Here is a 20425-nt window from a genome sequence, read left to right as displayed (position 1 = left end):
TCACTTCAGCTGGCTTGCATATGATCTGGTCGCCTCTTTCATGGCCTCGACTGTGCCTTTCTCATAGATCCCTGACCCTATGATTGCATGCCAGAACCTGCCTGCTGCTTTTGCCCCTTCTGCAATGTCGCCACCTTGTGTGATCAATCCGGGTGAATAGAATACAGGCTCAACACCCATGCCAACCAACAATTTCTTGTATATCCCGATCCTCTCAGGCCTGTTGCCTGGGACAACAAAATCCTTGACACCGAGTGATGCCGCCAGCTTGTATATCTCTTCCGGTGCACCTGCTCTCAGATAGCCTCCTTCTGTCTCGAGATATCCTTTGTGTGTCATCTCACCGCCGACAATCACGCCCAGTCCTGCTTCCTGAGCTGCTTTGATCCAGGCTTCAAGTGTTACAGGTCCTGCCTGGGGAAAGAATATGACAGCATCTACACCTCTTACTGCATCCGCGAATTTCTTTCCTGTTGCCGGGATGTCTGTGCCTGCTTTCTGATGATCATATATTATCGGCAGATCAGTGAACTCCCTTATCGTCTCAACGACTTTTGGTATGCTGAATGGCAATCCTAATTCAAATCCTATCTTATAGCCTCCGACACCTGGAACATCATGTGTGGCTTTCACCAAGTCTCTGAGTTCTTCCAGTGTCGCTACATCGCATGCAGGGATTATGCTTTTTTGATATTTTATGATGCTCATCTTCCCACCCCATATTTCCGCATATAAGCCTCAAAACCCTTCATCAGCACCTCATCGATAGGCCTCATCTTCCCTCTGACCTTCACAGGGATTTGGTTCTCGTGGAGGAATTGCACGATTTCTCTTATGCCTATGACGCTGTGCACTGGAATCCCTGTCTTGTCTGCAAATGTTCTGATTGCATCTGTTCCTTTCTCATTCTTAGGAGCCCCATCCGTATCATAGACCGGCCCTGTCTGTTCCCGGTCAACCCCGATCCCCACTCCGACAAGATTGATCTTGATGCCTTGTCTTTCTGCTTCTGCTGCAAGCATATCTATTGCATCATATTTTGTCTGCATCGATGTCCCGACATCATCCACGAGATAGACCCTGCAGCCGTCGAAGAACTTTGCTCCGACCCACATCGATCCTGCTTTTGTCGCTTCTCCGTGTGTTTTTTCCTCTTTCCGGTCATAGACGAACTTCAGGTCCAATCCATGCTTCTGGTACAATGAGCTGACCATGGCGACAGCGATTGCACTGCCTTTGTAGCTCGGTCCGAATATTATGTCGACCTCGCCCCCCATCCCTCTGCTGACAAGCATATCTGCATAATATTCACCTAGCTGGTTTATCAGCCTTCCAGAATTGAATATGCCCATATTCACGAAATATGGTGTCTCTCTTTTGTCTTTCAGCTTCAGGCCGTTATCGAAGAACAAGGAGCCGGTCTCAGCTAATAGTTTTGCAAAATCCTGTTTATAACCCTCGATAAAAACCACCCCATTTTGATTTTATAAAATTTGATTTAATAAAAAATGATTTATTGTGGAAGTTTAGTCACCATCCGGTCCGTCGATGTCCGGATCATATGCCCACTCTCTCCATTCTCCTCGTTTCGGATCATAGAACAGTGAACAGTCAGCATCGAACTCAGAACAGAACTCTGCCTTCTTCTTGTCCCAGTTCTTCTCTCTCACTTTCCTCTCAAACCTTATCCTGTCCTGCTCTTCCATCCAGTTCTGCCAACGTGTGTTGTCTTCCATGCCATGCTTCTTCAGCTTGTACACAGGATCAGCATCATGTCCCATTACATACTTGACATTCGTGAGCGAATTCATGCTGATCGCTTTCCCGGTGATTGGTCCCGCGCCAGGATTTGAATACACGACTATGAATCCGAAAATCAGCATTATGCTTATCAGTAGGTTTCTCATTTTTCCCCCCCAAACCACCGCTTGATTATTGCGCTTGATTATTGTTGAGTCGGTGTGCTCTTGAATGCAGTGAGCGGATTCTTGCAGTTGCACTGGCATGTTATCGTGCCGTTGCTCTGCGCATTTGTCTCCACATAGAACAGGAAGTTCTTCATGCAGTAGCTCGTGCATTCTCCCCTGCATTCGCTCATCTCCTGGCATGCCTCGCAGGGGAATTCTGCTGTCTTGTTCTTCTGGAACATGAGGAAGAGTATTACCCCTAACAATACCAGGATGGATATTGTCACTAGCACCTTTTTTGCTGACTCATTCATTAGCCTATCATGTTTCCAGGGCTCTATTTATATTTAACCATCCGCAATCCAACCGCAATCCATCCGCAATCTATATAAACCACCATTTAATTCTGAACATTGGGTTTAAGAAATGGTTTAGAGGTTCTGTAAGTATTATTATGGAGTTAAAAGGCTATTTTATCACCTGTTTGAGGATATAAGAAAAAAATGGCCTGATTATAACCATAGGATGATAATATCAATAAAAAACTATATAAATAACCCCAAAGGTGAACAGGAAAAATGACTACAATTTATGATGTCCCGCCGAACGATCTTATAGGGAAGGCAGCTGAAGAGCTCAAGAAGATTGATGCTATCCAGCCTCCGGACTGGGCCTCATTTGTCAAGACCGGCCATTTCAAGGACAGGCCTCCGGCCCAGGATGACTGGTGGTATATGAGGGCAGCTGCTGTGCTGAGATATATCTACACAAGAAAGAGGCCTATCGGTGTTGCGAAGCTCAGGACAAAGTATGGTGGCAAGAAGAACAGGGGCCATAAGCCGGAGCATCAGTATAAAGGGAGCGGCTCTATCCTTAGAAAGGTTCTCCAGCAGCTCACAGCTGCAGGTTTTATTGAGATGAAGAGCAAGGACAGTCATAAGGGCAGGGTCCTTACACCAAAGGGGATCTCATTCCTCGACAAGATTGCATCAGACTTATACAAATCACTCGGTTTCAATACAAAGAAGCCGGCAGAGAAAGAAGAGAAGGCTGAGAAGCCGAAACATGAGGCAAAGCCTGAACCGAGACCTAAGCAGGTTGAGGAGAAGGCAGCTGAAGGATCTGAAAGCTCTGAAGACAAGGCTGCCCCGGAGAAGACAGGAAAGACAGAAGGATCTCCGGCTCCCTCCCAGTGAAAATGGATCTTGATGAAATAAAGAAGAGAAGGCTTACAGAGTACCTGCAGAGATTTCAAGACCCGGCTGAGAAGGAACAGCAGGATGAGGATGCCAGGCAGCAGATAAGTGCGATGGACGTGTTTGTCAAGCAGAGGCTTTCGAAAGATGCCCTGTCAAGGTATGGCAATATCAAGACAGCCCATCCTGAGCTTTGGCTGAATGTCCTTGCAATGCTCTTCCAGGCGATGCAGCAGAATAATGTCAGCATCATTGAGGATGACCAGCTCAGGGATCTGCTCATGAGGCTTCAGCAGCCGAAGGCTGATTTTCATATCAGGAAAGATTGAATGAAGTTAAAGTGAATGACAATGGCGAGATATAAGCACCCGAACAAGAAGCAGAGGCTTGCCAAGCTGGGCAGGCAGACAAGATGGGCTCCTTTTTGGACAGTGCCCAAGATCTATGGTACAGGCAAGAGGGTCCATCCAGGCCGCCATACTGAAGTGAAGAGGAACTGGAGAAGGACTAAGACAAAAGCGTGATCATGATGGAAAGAGAGTATAATATTCCGCTCAGGAAAGAATTCCTTAAGGTCCAGAGATATAAGAGGACAAACAAGGCTGTCAAGGCTGTGAAGGAGTTCATCAGCAAGCATATGAAGTCTGACGATGTCAGGATTGGCAAGCATCTCAATATGAAGCTCTGGGAGCATGGTATTAAGAATCCTCCGCATCATGTGAAAGTGCTTGCGAAGAAGGATGACGAGGGCATTGTCAGGGTTGAGCTTGTCGGCGCTCCTGTCGAGGAGAAGAGTGAAGTGCAGAAGAAGAAATTCGGCGCTAAGCTCAGGGATATGGTCGCAGGCAAGAAGAGTGAGAAGCCTGCTGAGAATAAGGAGAAGAAGTCTCCTGCAAAAGAGGCGCCTGGAGCTGAGCTGTCTGACAATGAGCCTGGGGAAGCTGCTGAAGCAGAAGGTGCAGAAGATTCAGGGGATAAGAAACCTGCATGATCCATGGTTGTTGTTCAGTTCCTGTTTTTTATGTTCTAATTCTTATTCATTGTGTTCTTATAGATCTTATTTTTATAGATTCTGTGCATGCTTGGTTTGCGGGCATGGATCACCGGAAGCTGTCTGATGGTTTGATGTAAACCTTTTTATATGACAGTATATTCTGGGGATACACCCATAGAGAGTGCAAAGAATCTAAAATGTTGCCGTTCGAAAAGATAAAGAGAGAACTTCTTGTGAGGAAGAAGGCTAAGACAGACCCTAAGTTCGGCTGCCTGCCGGAGGATAGGAAAGCTTCTGATATCATTAATTATGGCGTTGTGAATATCGACAAGCCCAGAGGCCCCACCAGTCATCAGGTCTCTGCTTATGTGCAGAAGATACTCGGCATCAGTAAGGCGGGCCACTCAGGGACTCTTGACCCGAAGGTCACAGGTGTTCTTCCGATTGCATTAGGGAGAGGAACCAGGGCAGCTCAGGCCTTGCTCATCGCAGGCAAGGAATACATATGTCTCATGCACCTGCATAAGCCGGTTGATGGGGCAAGACTGGGGCAGGTTCTTGAAAGGTTCAGGGGGAAGATAATGCAGAAGCCTCCTGTGAAGAGCGCTGTGAAGAGGGAGCTGAGAGAAAGGGATATCTATTATCTGGATGTCATAGAGATAAAGGAGCAGGACGTGCTCTTCAGGGTCGGCACCCAGGCCGGCACTTACATAAGGAAGCTCGTGCATGATATAGGCAAGGAGCTCGGTACAGGCGCACATATGGCCGAGCTGAGAAGGTCTAAGGCAGGCCCTTTTGATGAATCTACCCTGTTCACCCTGCAGGATCTTACTGATGCATTCCATTATCTCAGAGAGGGGGATGATCTGTACATCAAGCATGTTATCCAGCCTATCGAAAAGGCGGTCTCCCATCTGCCTAAGATCTTTGTGCTTGACTCAACTGTCGACTCACTATGCCATGGCGCCAATCTGAATGTCCCGGGGATAGCCCAGCTGGATTCAGGCATTGAGGAAGGTGACATGGTCGCAGTGATGACATTGAAGGATGAGCTTGTCGCTCTCGGCGACGCGCAGGCTTCGTCCCGGCAGATGATGGCTGATAAGGGCAGAGCTGTGAATGTCAAGAAGGTTTTCATGCTTCCTGGTATCTATCCGAAGATGATGAGGTGATTGTTATGTTGACTGAAGAGCATAAGGAATTGGTGAGGATCATGTTTGAGTCAGTCAGGGAAGAGCTGCATTCCCAGAACCAGGTCCTGCTCGAGGCTATTAGGCAGGTGCTTAGGAAGCAGGCCGAGACAGAGGAGGAATTTGAGCTGATGCTGACTAACATCGAGTCTAAGATGGAATCTGTGCTGACAAAAGAGAACAGGATACTGAAGGATGCAGATATCGAGCTGAAGAAGGAGATTGAGCTCCTCAGACTGGAGAGGGAGAAAAGCTAAAGCAGGCTCTGGATCTTCAGTCTTATGTCTTTTGTGCTTATGCCATGGTATGTGAGGGCGGATTCTGCTGGCGCGCTGATGCCGAATCTCTTCACACCCATATTATGGAAATTTTCGCTGGCGAGGCCTCTTGTCCAGAATTCCCTTGACAGGATGCTCGCAAGCCCTGTATCCTCAAGATGGTCCTCGACGACAAGTATCTTTCCTGTCTTGAGCGATTTTCCGAGCGACTCCTCATCTTTCTCAAGAGGGCATGACTTGTTGACGACGGCTATATCTTCATCTGCGAATTCGCTGACAGCGTCAAGCACCCTCTGTACCATATGCCCATAGGTGAATATTGTGAGTGCTGAATCTTCATCTCCCCTCAGCCAGTCATCTTTCCCGTATTCGAACACATAGTCCCGCCCATAGTAGGTTTTGCCTCCTTTGTCGGTTATTATTGGTAGGGATTCTCTTGAAAGGAGAAGTATGTCATTGCCTGTTTTTGTGGACATGTGCCTGATCATCCTGTCAGCCTGGTTCGCATCAGCGGCTATCATGACCTTGAAACCTTTCTCACCCGGTTCAAATGAGGGTATCTGCCTCATCATCCCTATATAGTTGACTGAGTGATGCGTTGCTCCGTCTTCCCCCACTGTCGAGCCTATGTGGGTGTATACAGCTTTTAGATTGGTCCTGTTCAGTGCATTGAGATACTGCTGGTTGAACACTTCCTCTATGCCGAATCTTGCAAATGTAGAATGGAAGACAAGGAATCCTTCGAGTGAGAGTGCTCCTGCGAATGCCGCTCCGTTATGCTCAGTAATCCCTAATTGGAGCAGAGAATCATCAGACAGCCTTGTTATCTGTGTGGAGCCACCCAGATCATGGTCTATTCCGGTTATCTTGCCAGGATTTAGCGCTTCAAGATCCATGAGTGCATTGCCGTACCCCTCCCTCGGGCTCTTTTTCTCCCCAGCAGGGTATACTCTTGGTTTGCCGGAATTTATTATGAGCCTGGGCAGCGGCCTTTTGGGGATGCTGTATTTTATTACATTCCTGCCGTCATTAGTTGTCCTCCTGTCCCTTATGCGGCAGTATTCTTCATCGCTCAAGCCGAGTTCTGAAAGAGCCTCTTTAAGATTCGGGCCGTCGCCTGATTCAGGGAGCGGACTGCCGTGCCAGCGTGAATCCCCTTCTATTCTTGAATATCCTTTCCCCATGACTGTCCTCGCGATGATCACCTTCGGTCTTCCGCCTCTTGTTCCTTTTCCTCTGCCGAGCGCTTCTATCAGCTGTCTGTAATCATGACCGTCTATTATCTCCTGACGTGAGCCTATGGCTTCCCAGCCGTCTGTTGTGTACTGCCCGAAGATATCAACATCCATTATCCTGTGGAAATCCCCCATGATCTGCCTCTCATTGTAGTCGACAATCGCCACAAGATTGTCAAGACCCAGTTTTGACGCGGCTCTTCTGGCCTCATCAAGCTGTCCTTTTTGTGATTCGCCGTCGCTGGAGATGTACCAGACCATATTGCCTATTCCTTTGCGCTTTGACGCATAAGCCATCGCTGCTGCTGCGCTTAATCCCTGGCCGAGATTGCCTGTGCTCCATTCGACCCCGGGGATGTGCATATTGACATGGCCATCGAATAGTGTGCTGTTCCTGAAACCCGTGTATACATCATCCAATGGGAAGAAACCGCACCTTGCCAGTGTTGCATAGGCTATGGCGCTGTAATGCCCGGGACCTATCACGACCCTGTCCCTTTCTGGATTCCACGGGTCATCAGGAGATACCCTGGCGAACAAAGAATAGAGTGCATTGAATATGTCTGCTGAGCTCATTGATCCGCCGACATGGCCTGACTTCGCCAGGCTCGTCATGATGAGTGCATCGCCCCTGAGATGTCTTGCATTCTCCTGGAGCTGGCTTATCAGGATTTCATATTCGTTGTCATTCCGCATCATCCGGTCAGGGGGGATCATATTATGGTCCGGAGATAATCTCTTGTACATATCCTGAGTTTCATTCTCCCTGGTGTTTTTATTTTTAGTTGTGTTATAGAATCCAGATGCGGGCATATATAAGTTGCATTGATATGCTTTATTCACTTATAAGAGAAAAATTTTGAGTGAGAAATGCCTGTATTCGGAGATATAGGATATGAGACATGGGAAGAATATCTGATGCCAACACCTAGTCAACTGTGAATAATGTTGAATCATGCTGCACATCAAATACACCGAGCCGTGCTCCGGCATCCAGCCATGCATGCGCGTAATACACCGCTGTATCCGCTCTCACGAAATCGCCTTTCTCTTTGAAGTGCAGTGCATCATTGAAGTATCGTTCTGCCATGTCATAGAAGTCTTTTGCAACAGAGAAGAGATGGGAGTTCTCTGGAACAATGATCTTTGCTTTTTCCAGAGCCCTCTTTGTGACATCGATGTCCCTGTTCATCTTCTCTTCAGTCACTTCTTTCATCTTGAGCCGCTTCCATCATCCTTCAGATGCTGTCCGGAGGATTTTCTTATGGGGATTTCTTCTCTTTGGTCTCTAGCTTAGGCATGCTTCTCTTGATCTCTATCGGAAGGACTCCTGCTTCGAATTCCCTCTTTGCGATCTCGAGCGGGTTGTAGCCTATCTCCTCAAGCTCTTTCTCTGATATCTTTATCATGAAAGGCGCTCCCTGGCTGATCTGCAGTGCCCTGCTGCCAATGAGCCTGGCTCTCTCGTATTTTGAGTATTGTTCAGGCATATTTTCACCCCAGCTTTTCCCTGAGCTCTGCACCCTTTAATGCACCCATCTCAAGCATCTTCTTCACATCATCTGCTGACAGCGGCCCTTCGCCACCTTTCTGGAGCGCGCACAGCTGTCCGCTCTCTTCTGTGGTCACTGTGAGCCTCGCATCATAGAGGTCCTCTTCTTCTTCTGTGGGATCGACAAGGAACACATTGCCCACCTTGAAGATTGTGACCGGTATCGGAAGCTTGCTGTACGGAAGGCCTTTCTCTGTCATCTTCTTGTAGTCTACCTGGTCGTTCTCATATGAGGGGAATTTCGCATCCCTCACTGCCGCCATTGCTGCAAGGCCTGCTGCATCCAGCAGATTGCCGTCGACATTGACTGTGCAGATGTCTATCATGACACCCCAGACTTTCTCGCCTGGCTTGATGCACAGCTTCTTCAGGTCTATCATCTTGCTCTCCCTGATCCCCCTGTCCACGACTCTTGCCAGCTCGATCGACTCTATCCCTGGAGGGCCTGACTCGAAATCCGGCGAGCTCAGCGGCAGGAACTCTGCATTGACCATGAGTATCCCGTCATCCGGCCTGTCTGGAAATGGCTTATCGATGCCTATCTTGACTCCGGCAATCACTTCAGTCTCACCCAGCTTGACTCTTGCTGAGCCTTCTGCTGTCGCTGAGATGCCTGTCTCGATTATGACTTCCCTGTATTCCTCAAGATCCCTGCCGTCAAGCCTGACTCCCTGTTTGAGTGACTGTATGATATGCTTCTTCTGTTCCTTATTCACTGTCATCACCCCCTTCAAATTCCTGGGTTTCATCATCGTTTAGCGCCATGTCGTGGGTATCCCCGAAATAGTACTTGTCCTTCAGCGCATCCCTTTGTATCCTGTTTATGTTCTTGATGGCTTCCCTGGCAAGCTCGATGCATTGCACTACCTGCTCTTTTTTTATCTCGCCGTCAAGCTGGAGAAGCGTCACCTCGCCTGTCGAGGGTATCATCGCGACAGGTATGTCTGCTGTCGGCCCGCTATCATAGGCTTCCTCCTGGTAATCCAGGTCGACCACAAGCTTGTCATCTACCCTCCCGACAGCGACTGCTGCGACAAGGTCCTTCATGGGTATCCCGGCGTCAGCCAGCGCGATCGCCGCTGCGCAGATGCCCGCACATCTTGATCCTGCATCTGTCTGGGGCAGTTCTATGAAAACATCAACAACTGCATTCGGGAATTCATTGAGGTCGAGGACCGGCCTCAGTGCGTTCTCTGTGACCATTGAGATCTCCTTTGATCTCCTGCTCGGCCCCGGCCTTACTCTCTCTCCTGCGCCTGAGAATGGCATCATGTTGTAGTTGCATCTCAGGACTCCTTTCTCAGGGTCCTGCAGGAACTTAGGGTATAATTCTCTTGGGCCGTAGACTGCGGCATATGCCCCGGTCTTGCCTATCCTGAACCATGCTGAGCCGTCAGCCTTCTTGATGACTCCTGCCTTGGCTTCGATATCCCTCAGCTGGGTCCAGTCTCTTCCGTCATATCTTTTGTCGTAAGTCATTGTGATTCACCTTTGAGCTTCCTGACTTCTTCTTCCAGGTAATTCTTGATCCTCTCGGTCAGTCCTGGCATATGGGCTTCTGCCTCGATCTTCTTGATCGTGTTGACTGCCAGGGCTTCCATCTTCGGATTCTCGCCCATCACCCAGACCAGGCCGTTCTGGCCGACGATGATCTTCGTATCAGTCGCATTCTTGACTGTGACAACCATCGATCCCTGTTTTCCGATGACTCTTGGGACCTTGTTGGTGTTGACCTTCACTATGCGGCCTCCCCTGACGCTCCTCAGCCCCGGGCCTTTCATCGACAGGTCCACGAGCTTCTGCGAGGTGACGTTCGTTATCTTTGCCACAAGGTAATCGCCCAGGTTGTAGTACTGTGTCAGGTCTGCCCCCCTTATTATGAACTCAGAGGTGGCATCCTTAAGCGACAGCATTGCTGAGTAGGCTGAGTTTATGTCGAGCCTCCATCCGCTGAAGGATATATCAATGACCTGCCCGATGATTGTGTCTCCCTTCTTCGGGAGGTATCTCCCTGAAAGAGGTATGAGCTTTATCACCTTTCCGTCTACATTCACAAGGCCCAGTTTTGCGGCTCTTATGAAGTCTCCTTGTCTGTATGTCCCTTGCGCAGGCAGGTAATCCATCCCTTCTGCCAGCTCTTCTCCGGGGACAACGACACTTTTCTCTTTCACTAATATCGTTCCCATTTTATCACCTAATCGTTTGTTTTCTGGCCTGATATCCTGTTCCTTTTGTCATTTTACCAGGCTCATTTTGATCTTAATATCTTTGTCTCTACCCCTCCATGGGTCATCTGATTGAGCTCGTCCAGGAGATCGTTCTGGAGGCCGACCGGTATCTCGATGACGCAGAGCAGGCTCCCGTCATTCTTCCAGTCCTGCTGGAGGAGCTTCCCGAACCTCTGCAGTATAGAATAGCTTTTTGCAGCGAAATTCGGAGGTATCCTTATCTCTATCTCCCTCTGCTCGAACTTGATCGGGAGGACTGCCCTTATCTGCTTGACCACGTCATTCACCTGGTCTTCGGCAGATTTGAACTCGTTGAACTTGACTTTCGCCTCTTCGATCGCGTTCTCAATCCTCTGCGGCGGATGAGGGTGCCCTGTCTTCGGATCGCATGCATTCCTTGCTATGAGTGTTATTATCCTCTTCTTCTTCGCCTCTCTTAGTTTTTCCCTGTGCTCTGCAGTCAGCTGTATCTCCCCTTCCTGCAATATCATGTCGGCGATCTTGAGCTTGTCCTCTGTCTCGAAGATCTCCTTCATCGCTGTCTCAGATGCCATGATCCCTTTCTTGGCATCATGGAAGATGTTCTCTGACCTGAGGACTTCCTTGAGGTCCTTCACCTTCCTGTTCTTGTAATCTATAGCCTCATCCGGATTGATCACTATCTCAAAGACCTGCCCTCCCTTCTTGAGCCTCGCGAGGTTGAAGTGCTTCAGCTTCTCATGGTCGAATGTTATTGGTCCGCTTGATTTTCCCATTTAGATCACTTCTTCTTTCCGCCGAACACTTTCTGTATCTTGTCCCTCGGCAGTCTTGTGAATACAGGTTCCTTTGCCATGATGATTGCGGCATCTATCCGGTCGACTGTTATTCCCTTGATCACTTTCTTGTAAGCCTCTATCGCGACCTTCAGGCCCTCTTCTATTGTTAGGTCTGAGCTGTATTCCTTATGGAGTATCTCTTCCATCTCAGGCTCGCCCTCCCCGATGACTGTCGCCTTGTATTCGAAATATATCCCTGTCGGGTCTGTCTCGAACAGTCTTGGCCCGACTGCATCTATGCCCCCGACCAGTGTGGAGACGCCGAACGGCCTCAGCCCGCCTGACTGGGTGCATATCTGCTTGAGGCTGCAGATGTCCTTGACAACTGTCAGTATGTCTATCGGCGAGTCGTATGTAACCTTATGCTGCTGTGACTTCACCTGCGCCCGCTCTATCAGGACCCTTGCGTCTGAGAGTATCCCTGAGGCTGTGGCGCCTATATGGTCGTCTATCTGGAATATCTTCTCGACTGATTCAGGCACGACGAGCGGATCGACTATCCTCTTGTCTGTCACGAACAGCACTCCGTCCTTGCACACCATGCCTAATGCTGTGCTGCCTTGCCTTACTGTCTTCTTCGCGTACTCTACCTGAAGGAGCCTTCCGTCAGGGGAGAACATTGTGATCGCCCTGTCATATCCCATCATCTGATGCTGCATTGGTTGCATAATTTCACCTCATCTTTTGACATTATTTTTTGATTTGGTTGAATCCTCATTTTCTTATCAGCGCTTCAGCTTTGTTGAGTATGCCCGACAGGCCTATGCTTCTGACAATCACTTCTTGGCTGCCGATCTTTGTGATGAAGCACAGGCATGATTTCAGCTCATCCGAATATTTATGGTTTACCTTGATGATGCCTTTCTGGCTTTTCGGGTCATACTTGTCCGGAAGTATCCATATGCCTGCCTTTCCTAAGCCCAATATGCCTAGAAAGAAAGTGAAAGAAGTGTAGAAATCTTCTTTTATCTGCCTGAAATCCTTTATTTTCTCTTTTGAGATGATTTCAAACACCAGATAGCGTTTTTTCTCTCTCAAACTTGGTAAAATTGGTTTTAACTTAGTTTTAATCTGTAATCACCATAATACAGCATTCATTTGCTGAGAAATAAGCCAAATAGCCAGCTTTTTTCTCTTCTCTCACAATAAAGAAATGAGGAGAATCATTTATAAATTTTTTGAATTATTTATAAATGAGGGTCACTTTCTTATAAGAATTGAAGGATCATACCGGGAATAATGTTCTCGCCACTTTTCACTTCCATCCCTGGATTGGAAGGTTTTAAGCCAATCTGCGTCTGATATCCTCCAGATAGCATCGACAAAAAAGGCTTCACCTTTTGGCAGGGTTCCGACCATGACGATCTCATCCTCAAGACATCTTCCTTCCATGACTAATGGGGTGTGGCCGATGCTCTCAGCGCTTTGCATCCCAAACACAGCTGCTGATCCAAATCTTGGCGAATAATAAAGCTCATCATAATGATGGGCGGATTCTAAGCTTTTATCAAATAGTATATTGCCGAATCTTGTCCTGAATGCACAAGTCTGAAAATTCTCTTCTGTTGTTCCGCTATAGACCGTTGTCCATGCCCTCTTCAGGCTGCCAAGATATGCATGGAAGAAATCTGAGATCATAAATCCTGGTCTATTATAATCCCCTGAGGTTAATCTTTGGATAAATCTGGATTGCATAGGATACACAAATTTAGGGGGATATATAAATATTTGTATTTTTACTACCATAAAGTAAATAATAATCATGATAAATTTTATAATATAACACGCAAAACTAATTTAATACAAGTAGATTGATACAAGTAGAGTTAAATGATCTAAATAAAAAAGGTGATATGATGGCAAAGAAAGTCAATTGGATTTTATGTCTTGTTATGTCGATATTGTTCGGGGGCCTTGGAGTTGACAGGTTCATTATGGGCCATATCGGTCTTGGCATCCTGAAACTCATCACAATGGGCGGATGTGGTATCTGGTGGATTGTCGACGTGATACTCATCGCGACAAAGTATAAGTTCGAGGGTATCCAGTGGGTTGAATGAAGCCCGAGTCATTTTTTGGTTTTGTCTATGACATGCTTGGCTTCCGGACTCCACAGGCCAGGCTGTTCAATTTCTCTTCTGCTTTTGTCATACTTGCATCTGTGCCGACTGAATTGCTTGCGAAATCCCCGGCGAAATGTGTCTGGAAGCACTTTCTTCTTCCTCTTGCATTCGGAGGTGTCTGTCCTGAATCAGGTTTTTTTGCAGACTGCAATTGCCCTGCTTGCTACATGACAAGGGGCATTTCCAGCATCCTGCACGGAAGATTCAGGTATGCATGGGATCATTATAACAGGTTCGCTTTCCTCACAGTCGTCATAATGGCAGTGCTGTTGATTACAAGCTTAGTGCAAACAATTAAATATTACAGGAAGACTAAGAAGATATTTTGAGGTGATATCATGAAGAAAGATGTTGTTGAGAAGCTTGCTGCATTGATCACAGCTGCTTTCGGTCTTGTTGCAGCTCTTGCATGGAACGATGCAATCAGAGCTCTGTTTGTTGGGCCGTGCGGAAGCGAAGATGCTGGAGCATTATGCGCTTTGTCTGGCGGCGGACCTTGGGTATATGCTGTTCTCGTAACCATACTTGCAATCATTGCGACAATATGGGTAGGCAAGGTTGCTGAGAAGGCCAAGTGAAAGATGGGAAAAGAGATTCTTGCTTTGTTTGGATTTCTTTTTCTTTTCCTCCTTCTTCTGTCTCCTTGGCTCACTGCTGAACGTGCAGAGAAGAGGGCAGTGGATGCATTCGAAGGAAGGTGGAAAGGTGTTTCTGATGGCTGCGGAGTTAACTGCAATGGCTGCGGTGCGATAGAATCAAGGAGATTTATTTTTGGTTATATTGTCAAGATTGAATATGCCTGCGGATTGCTGCCAGCTGACTTGCCTGAATATCATAAGAACCAATCTGTCTTTGTCACAGCATTGGGCACAGTGCATGGCATCAAGAGGCCTTGAATTCCCTCTGCACTACCAGTTTTCCTAAACCTTTTTATCTGACCTCATTACTCTAAGGATCATATTATATCACAACCATTTATTTTCAATATTGAATAAAATTTAACATAGAGCATTGCTCACTGACCATAGGTCAACCCGACAATTCACATTTAAAGAGGATTCAGGAAATTTTGTAGAAGTGCTGAAAATGCTTCGCCCTGCATATATGTCATCATGAAAATACCAAAGGATAAAACAAGATTTATCCCAGCTAAGCTGGGTCAGAAATTTATGAACAAATTCACGCAGTGAATTTGATAAACAATTATTCGGCCTTTGGTATTTTCACGCTGCGCAATGGGCAAGGCAAAGGATCATCAGAACTCCAAAACCAAAAGATTTGTAAATGAGATAAAAGAATCAGATAACCTATGAGGTGCAGTACTCGATATGATAATCTGGAAAAAGGAACCGGACTCAGCAGAAGCTCTCCACAATATTCTGCACCCTGTTGTCAGGCAATGGTTCTTCTCTAGGTTCAAGGAATTCTCTCTTCCTCAGCTTTACGGCGTCACAGAGATACACTCAAGGAATAATATTCTCGTATCAGCCCCGACAGGCTCAACAAAAACCCTGACAGGCTTCTTATCAATCCTCAACGAGCTGGTCGACAGCTCAGAGAAAGGCATCCTGGAAAACAGGGTGTACTGCATCTATATCTCCCCATTGAGGGCACTGTCCTATGATATTGAGAAGAACCTCAAAGAGCCATTGGAAGAGATGGAGAAGATAGCAGGCAGGCCCCTGGACATCCGCGTAGCTGCAAGGACCGGCGACACGACCGCAAGCGAGAGGTCAAAGATGCTGGGCAAGCCGCCGCATATCCTGATCACCACCCCTGAATCGCTCGCGATCATGCTCACTACCATAAAGTTCAGGGAGCTCCTGAAAGGAGTCCAGTGGGTGATCATCGACGAGATCCACGCCTTGGCAGAGAACAAGAGAGGCACCCATCTTGCATTGAGCATGGAGCGTCTCCAGAAGCTGGCTCATTTCACCAGGGTAGGACTCAGCGCCACAGTCTCTCCTCTTGAAGAGGTCGCAAAATTCCTCGTCGGCTATGACAATGGCGTCCCGAGGCCTTGCAGGATCGTCGACGTGCAGTTCATCAAGGATATGGACCTGAAAGTGCTGAGCCCTGTCCCCAACCTGATAACAGCTTCATATGACAGGATGTACAACGAGATGTACGCGCTTCTCGACAGGCTCGTACAGGAGCACCGCACCACCCTGATCTTCACCAACACCAGAGCAGCCACTGAGCGCGTTGTCCACTACCTCAAGGAAAGGTTCCCTAAGAATTATACTGCGACCGGCGACAATCCTGAAGATGATCCCAAGGAGATCGGCGCCCATCACGGCTCATTGTCTAAGAGGCTGCGTCATGGCATTGAGACCAGGCTAAGGGAAGGCAAGGTCAAATGCATCGTCTGCTCCACCAGCCTGGAGCTCGGCATCGATATCGGCTACATCGATCTTGTGATCCTGCTGGGCTCGCCGAAATCTGTTGCGCGCGCCCTCCAGCGTATCGGGAGGTCCGGCCATAAGTACCAGGCATCATCCCTAGGCAGGATAGTTGTCTTGGACCGTGATGATCTTGTCGAATGCTCTGTCCTGCTCAAGAGTGCCAATGAGAGGAAGATCGACCGCATACATATCCCGAAGAACTGCTCTGACGTGCTTGCACAGCAGATCTTCGGCATGGCCATCTCAGATACCTGGAACAGGAAAGAGCTCCTCGAAACCATCAGGAGAGCATATCCATTCCATGATTACCCGGACCATGACTTCAGGGAGGTCATTGATTATCTTGCAGGGAAGTACATCTCTCTTGAGGATCGTCATGTCTATGCCAAGATCTGGCATGATGAGGAGACTGACATGATAGGCAGGAGGGGGAAGCTTGCAAGGATACTCTTCATGACCAATGTAGGCACAATCCCTGACGAGACTGCTGTGCAGGTCAAGATGGGGACCCAGACAATCGGCATGATTGATGAGGCATTCCTAGAGCGCCTGAAGCGCAATGACATCTTTGTGCTCGGAGGAGAGACTTATCAGTTCCAGTTCGCGAGAGGCATGGTCGCCCAGGTGATCCCTGCTGTCGGAAAGAAGCCCACTGTGCCTTCATGGTTCTCAGAGATGCTCCCTCTCTCATTCGACCTGGCCATGGAGATCGGAAAGTTCAGGCGCCTGATGGAGCAGAGGATGCAGGATCCAAAGGAAGATGTGCTCAGGTTCATTAATGATTACCTTTATGTCGACAGCTATGGTGCAGAAGCGATATACAATTACTTGAGGGAACAGCACATGTTCGCTGAGATCTCCCATGACAAGAAGATCATTGTCGAGAATTATTCTGATGAGAAGAAGAAATATGCTGTCTTCCATACCTTGTTCGGCAGGAGGGTCAATGACTGCCTTTCAAGGGCACTGGCTTATGCTGTAGGCAGGATGCAGCATATCGATGTTGAGATAGGCATCAATGACAATGGGTTCTATCTTGCGTCGCATAAGCAGATAAATGTGAAGAAAGCCCTGTCAGGCCTGAAGCCCCAGGACATCAGGAAGATCCTCGAGCAGGCCATAGACAGCAGCGAGGTCCTCAAGAGGAGGTTCAGGCACTGTGCGACGAGGGCACTGATGATATTGAGGAACTATAAGGGCCACACAAAGAGGGTCGGCAGGCAGCAGGTCTCGTCGATGATCCTCCTGAATGCTGTGAAGCGCATCTCAGATGATTTCCCTATCCTCAAGGAGGCCAGGAGAGAGGTCCTGGAGGATCTGATGGACATCGAGAACACTGAGAAAGTGCTGAAGCGGATAGAGGGGAAGGACTTGGAAGTAAGGGAGATCAGCACTGAACTGCCTTCGCCTTTTGCATTCAACCTGATTGCTCAGGGCTTCAGCGACATCCTCAAGATGGAAGAGAAGGCTGAGTTCCTCAAGAGGATGCATGAGATGGTCTCTCTCAAGATCTCTCTTAAGGAAGCGAGGAGCAGCGGCTCTGATTTCAGCAGACGCCATTTCAGCGTCGAAGACAGGGAAGCCTTGCAGGATAAAGCAGAGATGAAGGATTTCTCTTTTGAGGACATGTGGGCTGAGATGGATAAGAAGAAGGATAAAGAGAAGGATGAGAAGAAGGAGCTCCTCAAGCAGCAGCTCTTCCAGGTGAAAAAAGTTCCTGGTTATGCGAAGATGGAGATCCTTAAGATGATCGAGGGCGACCGTTATGGCATAAGGCCTGATGTCCTCAAGGAGATAGAGAACCATAAGGAAGACATCAGGAAGGATTGGCCGCAGGAGCTTTCGGAATTCATACTGCAGGCAGCAGAAGAGTGTGATTAATTCACTGATGTGGAGCCATTATAATTTCTGAGGATCTGCATTTGCATCTGGTATTCCCTTGCTAGTTTAGTGTAGAGCGCCTGCAGGGGATAAACTGCTGCATTTTCTAGTCCAATACTGGATACATCTGGGAATCTGGAGATATCTCTTGGTCTTGTTATTGCGGCATATATTGCATCAAAGACTGCGCTTACCTCGCTAGGTGGGTAGTTATCAATATTTATGGAGAATGTCCTGGAGCTGATTGTCTCATTCCTTATCAGCACATCAAGATCTGATTTTGGAGGAAGCATCCCGTTTACTAATCTGACATCTGCATCCCATTGGAGACCCCCAACCTGCCTCACGCAGGTCTTCGTCAAGCATATGTGACATGAACCAGCTAATGTCAAGAGGTATCTCATGCTCAATCATTTCCATGATATATCCTGTTGGTATCTCACCATAGCTTACCTTGAGGAATTGTGCCTTGGGATCATGTAGGTGTACTGCCTTCTCAAATAAGTGGGTATAATCCCTATCACCTGTAACAATATTGTTGAGGACTTCGATAGGGAATATCCCAAGCATTCTGGTTACAGGATTATTTGAAATTACTATTAGGTTCGGGTCAAGCTCTCCGCGAAATTCAACCATCTCCTGAGCCCTTTGCTGTATGTGGCTTATGATTTCAGGCATTGTGGGCAAGGTGTACCGTTGAGGCACCAGGATCTTCTGCACCTCTATTGTGCCTGATTCAGCATCCATCAAGGTTGAACTTGTATATATCTCTGAGAAGAATTCTGTATGATATCCCGGGATTTTCAGGTTCATGTGAGGTGGTTAAATCCTAAATTTATAAATATTGCGCCCTTTTCCATGCAATATACAGACGACGCCACCTGCTATCAGCTTTGCATTCCTCATTGCATCCTTAAATATGGGTGTTGATTTCAACCCAGAGAAAAGGATTTGTCAGGTTAATTCTAATAAAATATGGAGATGACAAAGAAAGCTCAGAAGCTAAGAGAGGCGACAACATAACTTTCAGGTCAAAGAAAGTGAGAAAGAATGATAAGGTCTTTGTATGGCTACACAGCCCAGATAACTAAAAATCGATGTCTAAACATCTAAACAATATCCAAAAAAATTCTGAGATAGATTTGCTTAGAAACCAAAGAATACTAATGCCGCAGTAAACATCATTAGTAAACCTACAGCGATACAAGTTATTTGCATCAGCAAAATTTCAGTCTTGGTCTTTATATGATCTTTTGGAACGAGATTATACCCTCGAAAAGCATTTGTTATTTGTTTATAAAAAATTATCATTAACAAACCAGTTAGTATTCCAATGCCTGGAACAATCTGACTTGAATTCATTATAAAATACTTTGTGGAATTGTAATTTATAAATATTTCGTATCCCTTAAGCTTGTCCTTTCAAGTCCGAGAAAGTAAGAAAAAATGATAAGGTTTTTGTCTGATTACCAGGCTCCGATGATGGCTCCCATAACCAATAGGGATATAATGTTGTAGATGTTGTTCAGCGCCCAGAGCTTGAATGCCCTGTTCTCCCACAGCCATCCGCTTAGCGTTATCGTCGCTATGAATCCGAGCCACACCCAGAATGCGATTGCCATGCCTCGGATTGCTCCGCTTCCGGCTCCGATGAATAATGCAAGCACATATGCCATGACAACTGTTGTCAAGAAGCCATAAACCATCTTGGTATTTGACCCTTTTTTTGGCTTTGTCCCAGAAAGCTTCATCCAGGTCTTGCCGAAAACCGCCTTGTTATACCATATGCCGCCGAGAACAAAAGATGCGACAGCTGCAACAAGGACAGCCCAGATATTTATTCCATAAAGATACATTTTATCCCCCCTTGATTTGAATTATTTGAGAATAGGATATATAAATGATTTGGTGCTCATCCCAGCCTCAGCAGCCCCATCTCTTTCGTGCTCTGCCTGATCCTGATCCTTGCCCCTTCCTGCATCCGATACATGACTGGATCATTGTCTGCTGTGAAGACTGCTTCTCCGCGGAGAAGCTCTATCTCAATCTTCGATTTTTCATTTAGTAAAATATGTTTTTTTGGCTTTGTGAGGTTGTTGAATGCGACTCCTATTCCTCTGCTGAACTTATGTCTTGTTATGGACTCGAAATATCCTGTTGCCCCAAAGGATGTTGCGACAACAATCCCATCTCCAATAAGCTCTTCTCCTATTATATTCTTGCCAGATTTGATGTTGAACCTGAGCGCATATGTCGGATAGAAATTACGCAATACAAAGTCATTTACACAATATGTCTTCTCTTTCTTCCTGCCTACCGGAAAGCTGGCTTCAAGCTTCTTATGCTTCTCTGTCTTCACCTTGCCTTTCTTCAGCGCATTGATATAAAGTTCGAGCTCCACATTCTCGCATTTGAGGCATTTCTTTGATTCTCGCAGCATGAGTTTAGGTATTCCTGGATAAGCCCTTTCTGCAAAGAACAATGTGCCGTCCCCGCCGACTGAAACTACAAAGTCCGGCTTCGTGGAGAGCTTGAACCCATGGAACTTGAAATGCCGCCTGACCTCATCCACAGACTTTGTATTGGCAGAGACAACATTGAATGTCTTATATGTCATA

General features: G+C 47.2%; 29 protein-coding genes. 11 read left to right on the top strand and 18 right to left on the bottom strand.

Annotated features, from left to right (window positions below; translation table 11 throughout):
• From JW968_04240 to JW968_04225, 4 genes are read right to left on the bottom strand one after another with little or no spacing between them, the layout of a single operon-like run.
• Entirely contained in the window at positions 1-708 is a 708-nt protein-coding gene (locus tag JW968_04240) for an orotidine 5'-phosphate decarboxylase (GenBank protein MBN1386157.1), read from the bottom strand.
• Positions 705-1472 (bottom strand): hypothetical protein, encoded by a 768-nt coding sequence (locus JW968_04235; protein MBN1386156.1) that lies wholly within the window; start codon positions 1470-1472, stop codon positions 705-707. The genes JW968_04240 and JW968_04235 overlap by 4 nt, the downstream gene beginning before the upstream one ends.
• A 54-nt stretch (positions 1473-1526) precedes the next feature.
• Positions 1527-1907: a hypothetical protein gene (locus JW968_04230; protein MBN1386155.1), complete on the bottom strand. Its 381-nt coding sequence runs from the start codon at positions 1905-1907 to the stop codon at positions 1527-1529.
• A 38-nt stretch (positions 1908-1945) separates the two neighbouring features.
• The gene (locus tag JW968_04225) at positions 1946-2221 is read right to left on the bottom strand and encodes a hypothetical protein (GenBank protein ID MBN1386154.1); all 276 of its coding nucleotides are present in this window, start codon (positions 2219-2221) and stop codon (positions 1946-1948) included.
• A gap of 264 nt (positions 2222-2485) precedes the next feature.
• Here JW968_04225 and JW968_04220 point away from each other — a divergent pair, with 264 nt between their 5' ends.
• The 6 genes from JW968_04220 to JW968_04195 all read left to right on the top strand — a co-directional run bounded on the left by JW968_04220 (position 2486) and on the right by JW968_04195 (position 5544).
• On the top strand, positions 2486-3103 hold the full coding sequence (locus JW968_04220; GenBank protein ID MBN1386153.1) for a 30S ribosomal protein S19e: 618 nt from the start codon (positions 2486-2488) through the stop codon (positions 3101-3103).
• 2 nt (positions 3104-3105) lie between these two features.
• Positions 3106-3432, top strand: a complete 327-nt coding sequence (locus tag JW968_04215) for a hypothetical protein (protein MBN1386152.1) — start codon at positions 3106-3108, stop codon at positions 3430-3432.
• A gap of 21 nt (positions 3433-3453) precedes the next feature.
• Positions 3454-3627 carry a hypothetical protein gene (locus tag JW968_04210; protein MBN1386151.1) on the top strand — a complete coding sequence of 58 codons (174 nt, stop codon included), beginning with the start codon at positions 3454-3456 and terminating at the stop codon, positions 3625-3627.
• Between the two features lie 5 nt (positions 3628-3632).
• Positions 3633-4094 carry a 60S ribosomal protein L31 gene (locus JW968_04205; GenBank protein ID MBN1386150.1) on the top strand — a complete coding sequence of 154 codons (462 nt, stop codon included), beginning with the start codon at positions 3633-3635 and terminating at the stop codon, positions 4092-4094.
• A 200-nt stretch (positions 4095-4294) separates the two neighbouring features.
• Positions 4295-5269, top strand: coding sequence for an RNA-guided pseudouridylation complex pseudouridine synthase subunit Cbf5 (locus JW968_04200; GenBank protein MBN1386149.1), 975 nt, complete (start codon positions 4295-4297; stop codon positions 5267-5269).
• A 5-nt stretch (positions 5270-5274) separates the two neighbouring features.
• The gene (locus JW968_04195) at positions 5275-5544 is read left to right on the top strand and encodes a hypothetical protein (protein MBN1386148.1); all 270 of its coding nucleotides are present in this window, start codon (positions 5275-5277) and stop codon (positions 5542-5544) included.
• On the opposite strand, the gene JW968_04190 is transcribed toward JW968_04195, so the two are convergent.
• The 10 genes from JW968_04190 to JW968_04145 all read right to left on the bottom strand — a co-directional run bounded on the left by JW968_04190 (position 5541) and on the right by JW968_04145 (position 13144).
• Complete coding sequence (locus JW968_04190) at positions 5541-7547, bottom strand: transketolase (GenBank protein ID MBN1386147.1); 2007 nt, start codon at positions 7545-7547, stop codon at positions 5541-5543. The genes JW968_04195 and JW968_04190 overlap by 4 nt on opposite strands.
• Before the next feature lie 181 nt (positions 7548-7728).
• A complete protein-coding gene (locus JW968_04185) occupies positions 7729-8016 on the bottom strand; it encodes a DUF357 domain-containing protein (protein ID MBN1386146.1) in 288 nt (95 codons plus the stop codon).
• Between the two features lie 46 nt (positions 8017-8062).
• A complete protein-coding gene (locus JW968_04180) occupies positions 8063-8290 on the bottom strand; it encodes a DNA-directed RNA polymerase subunit K (protein MBN1386145.1) in 228 nt (75 codons plus the stop codon).
• A gap of 4 nt (positions 8291-8294) precedes the next feature.
• Positions 8295-9068 (bottom strand): exosome complex protein Rrp42, encoded by a 774-nt coding sequence (locus tag JW968_04175; protein MBN1386144.1) that lies wholly within the window; start codon positions 9066-9068, stop codon positions 8295-8297.
• Positions 9061-9831 carry an exosome complex exonuclease Rrp41 gene (locus JW968_04170; GenBank protein MBN1386143.1) on the bottom strand — a complete coding sequence of 257 codons (771 nt, stop codon included), beginning with the start codon at positions 9829-9831 and terminating at the stop codon, positions 9061-9063. Before JW968_04170 ends, JW968_04175 begins: the two co-directional genes overlap by 8 nt.
• Positions 9828-10538, bottom strand: coding sequence for an RNA-binding protein (locus tag JW968_04165; protein ID MBN1386142.1), 711 nt, complete (start codon positions 10536-10538; stop codon positions 9828-9830). The genes JW968_04170 and JW968_04165 overlap by 4 nt, the downstream gene beginning before the upstream one ends.
• A 62-nt stretch (positions 10539-10600) precedes the next feature.
• Positions 10601-11335 (bottom strand): ribosome assembly factor SBDS, encoded by a 735-nt coding sequence (locus JW968_04160; protein MBN1386141.1) that lies wholly within the window; start codon positions 11333-11335, stop codon positions 10601-10603.
• A gap of 5 nt (positions 11336-11340) precedes the next feature.
• Entirely contained in the window at positions 11341-12069 is a 729-nt protein-coding gene (psmA, locus tag JW968_04155) for an archaeal proteasome endopeptidase complex subunit alpha (GenBank protein ID MBN1386140.1), read from the bottom strand.
• A 43-nt stretch (positions 12070-12112) separates the two neighbouring features.
• Positions 12113-12412, bottom strand: coding sequence for a hypothetical protein (locus tag JW968_04150; GenBank protein MBN1386139.1), 300 nt, complete (start codon positions 12410-12412; stop codon positions 12113-12115).
• 186 nt (positions 12413-12598) lie between these two features.
• Positions 12599-13144, bottom strand: a complete 546-nt coding sequence (locus JW968_04145) for a hypothetical protein (GenBank protein MBN1386138.1) — start codon at positions 13142-13144, stop codon at positions 12599-12601.
• Positions 13145-13251: 107 nt separating this feature from the next.
• Between JW968_04145 and JW968_04140 the strand changes: the two genes are divergently transcribed.
• The 5 genes from JW968_04140 (at position 13252) to JW968_04120 (ending at position 17807) form a co-directional block, all read left to right on the top strand.
• Positions 13252-13458 (top strand): TM2 domain-containing protein, encoded by a 207-nt coding sequence (locus tag JW968_04140; GenBank protein MBN1386137.1) that lies wholly within the window; start codon positions 13252-13254, stop codon positions 13456-13458.
• Positions 13455-13850, top strand: a complete 396-nt coding sequence (locus tag JW968_04135) for a DUF2752 domain-containing protein (protein MBN1386136.1) — start codon at positions 13455-13457, stop codon at positions 13848-13850. The genes JW968_04140 and JW968_04135 overlap by 4 nt, the downstream gene beginning before the upstream one ends.
• A 9-nt stretch (positions 13851-13859) precedes the next feature.
• Positions 13860-14099: a hypothetical protein gene (locus JW968_04130; GenBank protein ID MBN1386135.1), complete on the top strand. Its 240-nt coding sequence runs from the start codon at positions 13860-13862 to the stop codon at positions 14097-14099.
• A 3-nt stretch (positions 14100-14102) separates the two neighbouring features.
• Entirely contained in the window at positions 14103-14417 is a 315-nt protein-coding gene (locus JW968_04125; protein ID MBN1386134.1) for a hypothetical protein, read from the top strand.
• Between the two features lie 432 nt (positions 14418-14849).
• Complete coding sequence (locus JW968_04120; GenBank protein MBN1386133.1) at positions 14850-17807, top strand: ATP-dependent helicase; 2958 nt, start codon at positions 14850-14852, stop codon at positions 17805-17807.
• Here JW968_04120 and JW968_04115 read toward each other — a convergent pair.
• The 4 genes from JW968_04115 to JW968_04100 form a co-directional block, all read right to left on the bottom strand.
• On the bottom strand, positions 17804-18100 hold the full coding sequence (locus JW968_04115; protein ID MBN1386132.1) for a hypothetical protein: 297 nt from the start codon (positions 18098-18100) through the stop codon (positions 17804-17806). The two genes, JW968_04120 and JW968_04115, sit on opposite strands and share 4 nt — an antisense overlap.
• Entirely contained in the window at positions 18075-18620 is a 546-nt protein-coding gene (locus JW968_04110) for a hypothetical protein (GenBank protein ID MBN1386131.1), read from the bottom strand. Before JW968_04110 ends, JW968_04115 begins: the two co-directional genes overlap by 26 nt.
• Before the next feature lie 653 nt (positions 18621-19273).
• Positions 19274-19663, bottom strand: coding sequence for a DUF1761 domain-containing protein (locus JW968_04105; GenBank protein MBN1386130.1), 390 nt, complete (start codon positions 19661-19663; stop codon positions 19274-19276).
• A 56-nt stretch (positions 19664-19719) separates the two neighbouring features.
• The gene (locus JW968_04100; protein MBN1386129.1) at positions 19720-20424 is read right to left on the bottom strand and encodes an NAD(+)/NADH kinase; all 705 of its coding nucleotides are present in this window, start codon (positions 20422-20424) and stop codon (positions 19720-19722) included.
• Position 20425: the final 1 nt, after the last annotated feature.

It is taken from the genome of Candidatus Woesearchaeota archaeon, assembly GCA_016928155.1.
In the GTDB taxonomy this organism is placed as follows: domain Archaea; phylum Nanobdellota; class Nanobdellia; order Woesearchaeales; family JAFGLG01; genus JAFGLG01.
This window is presented reverse-complemented; position numbering and strand designations above follow the sequence as displayed.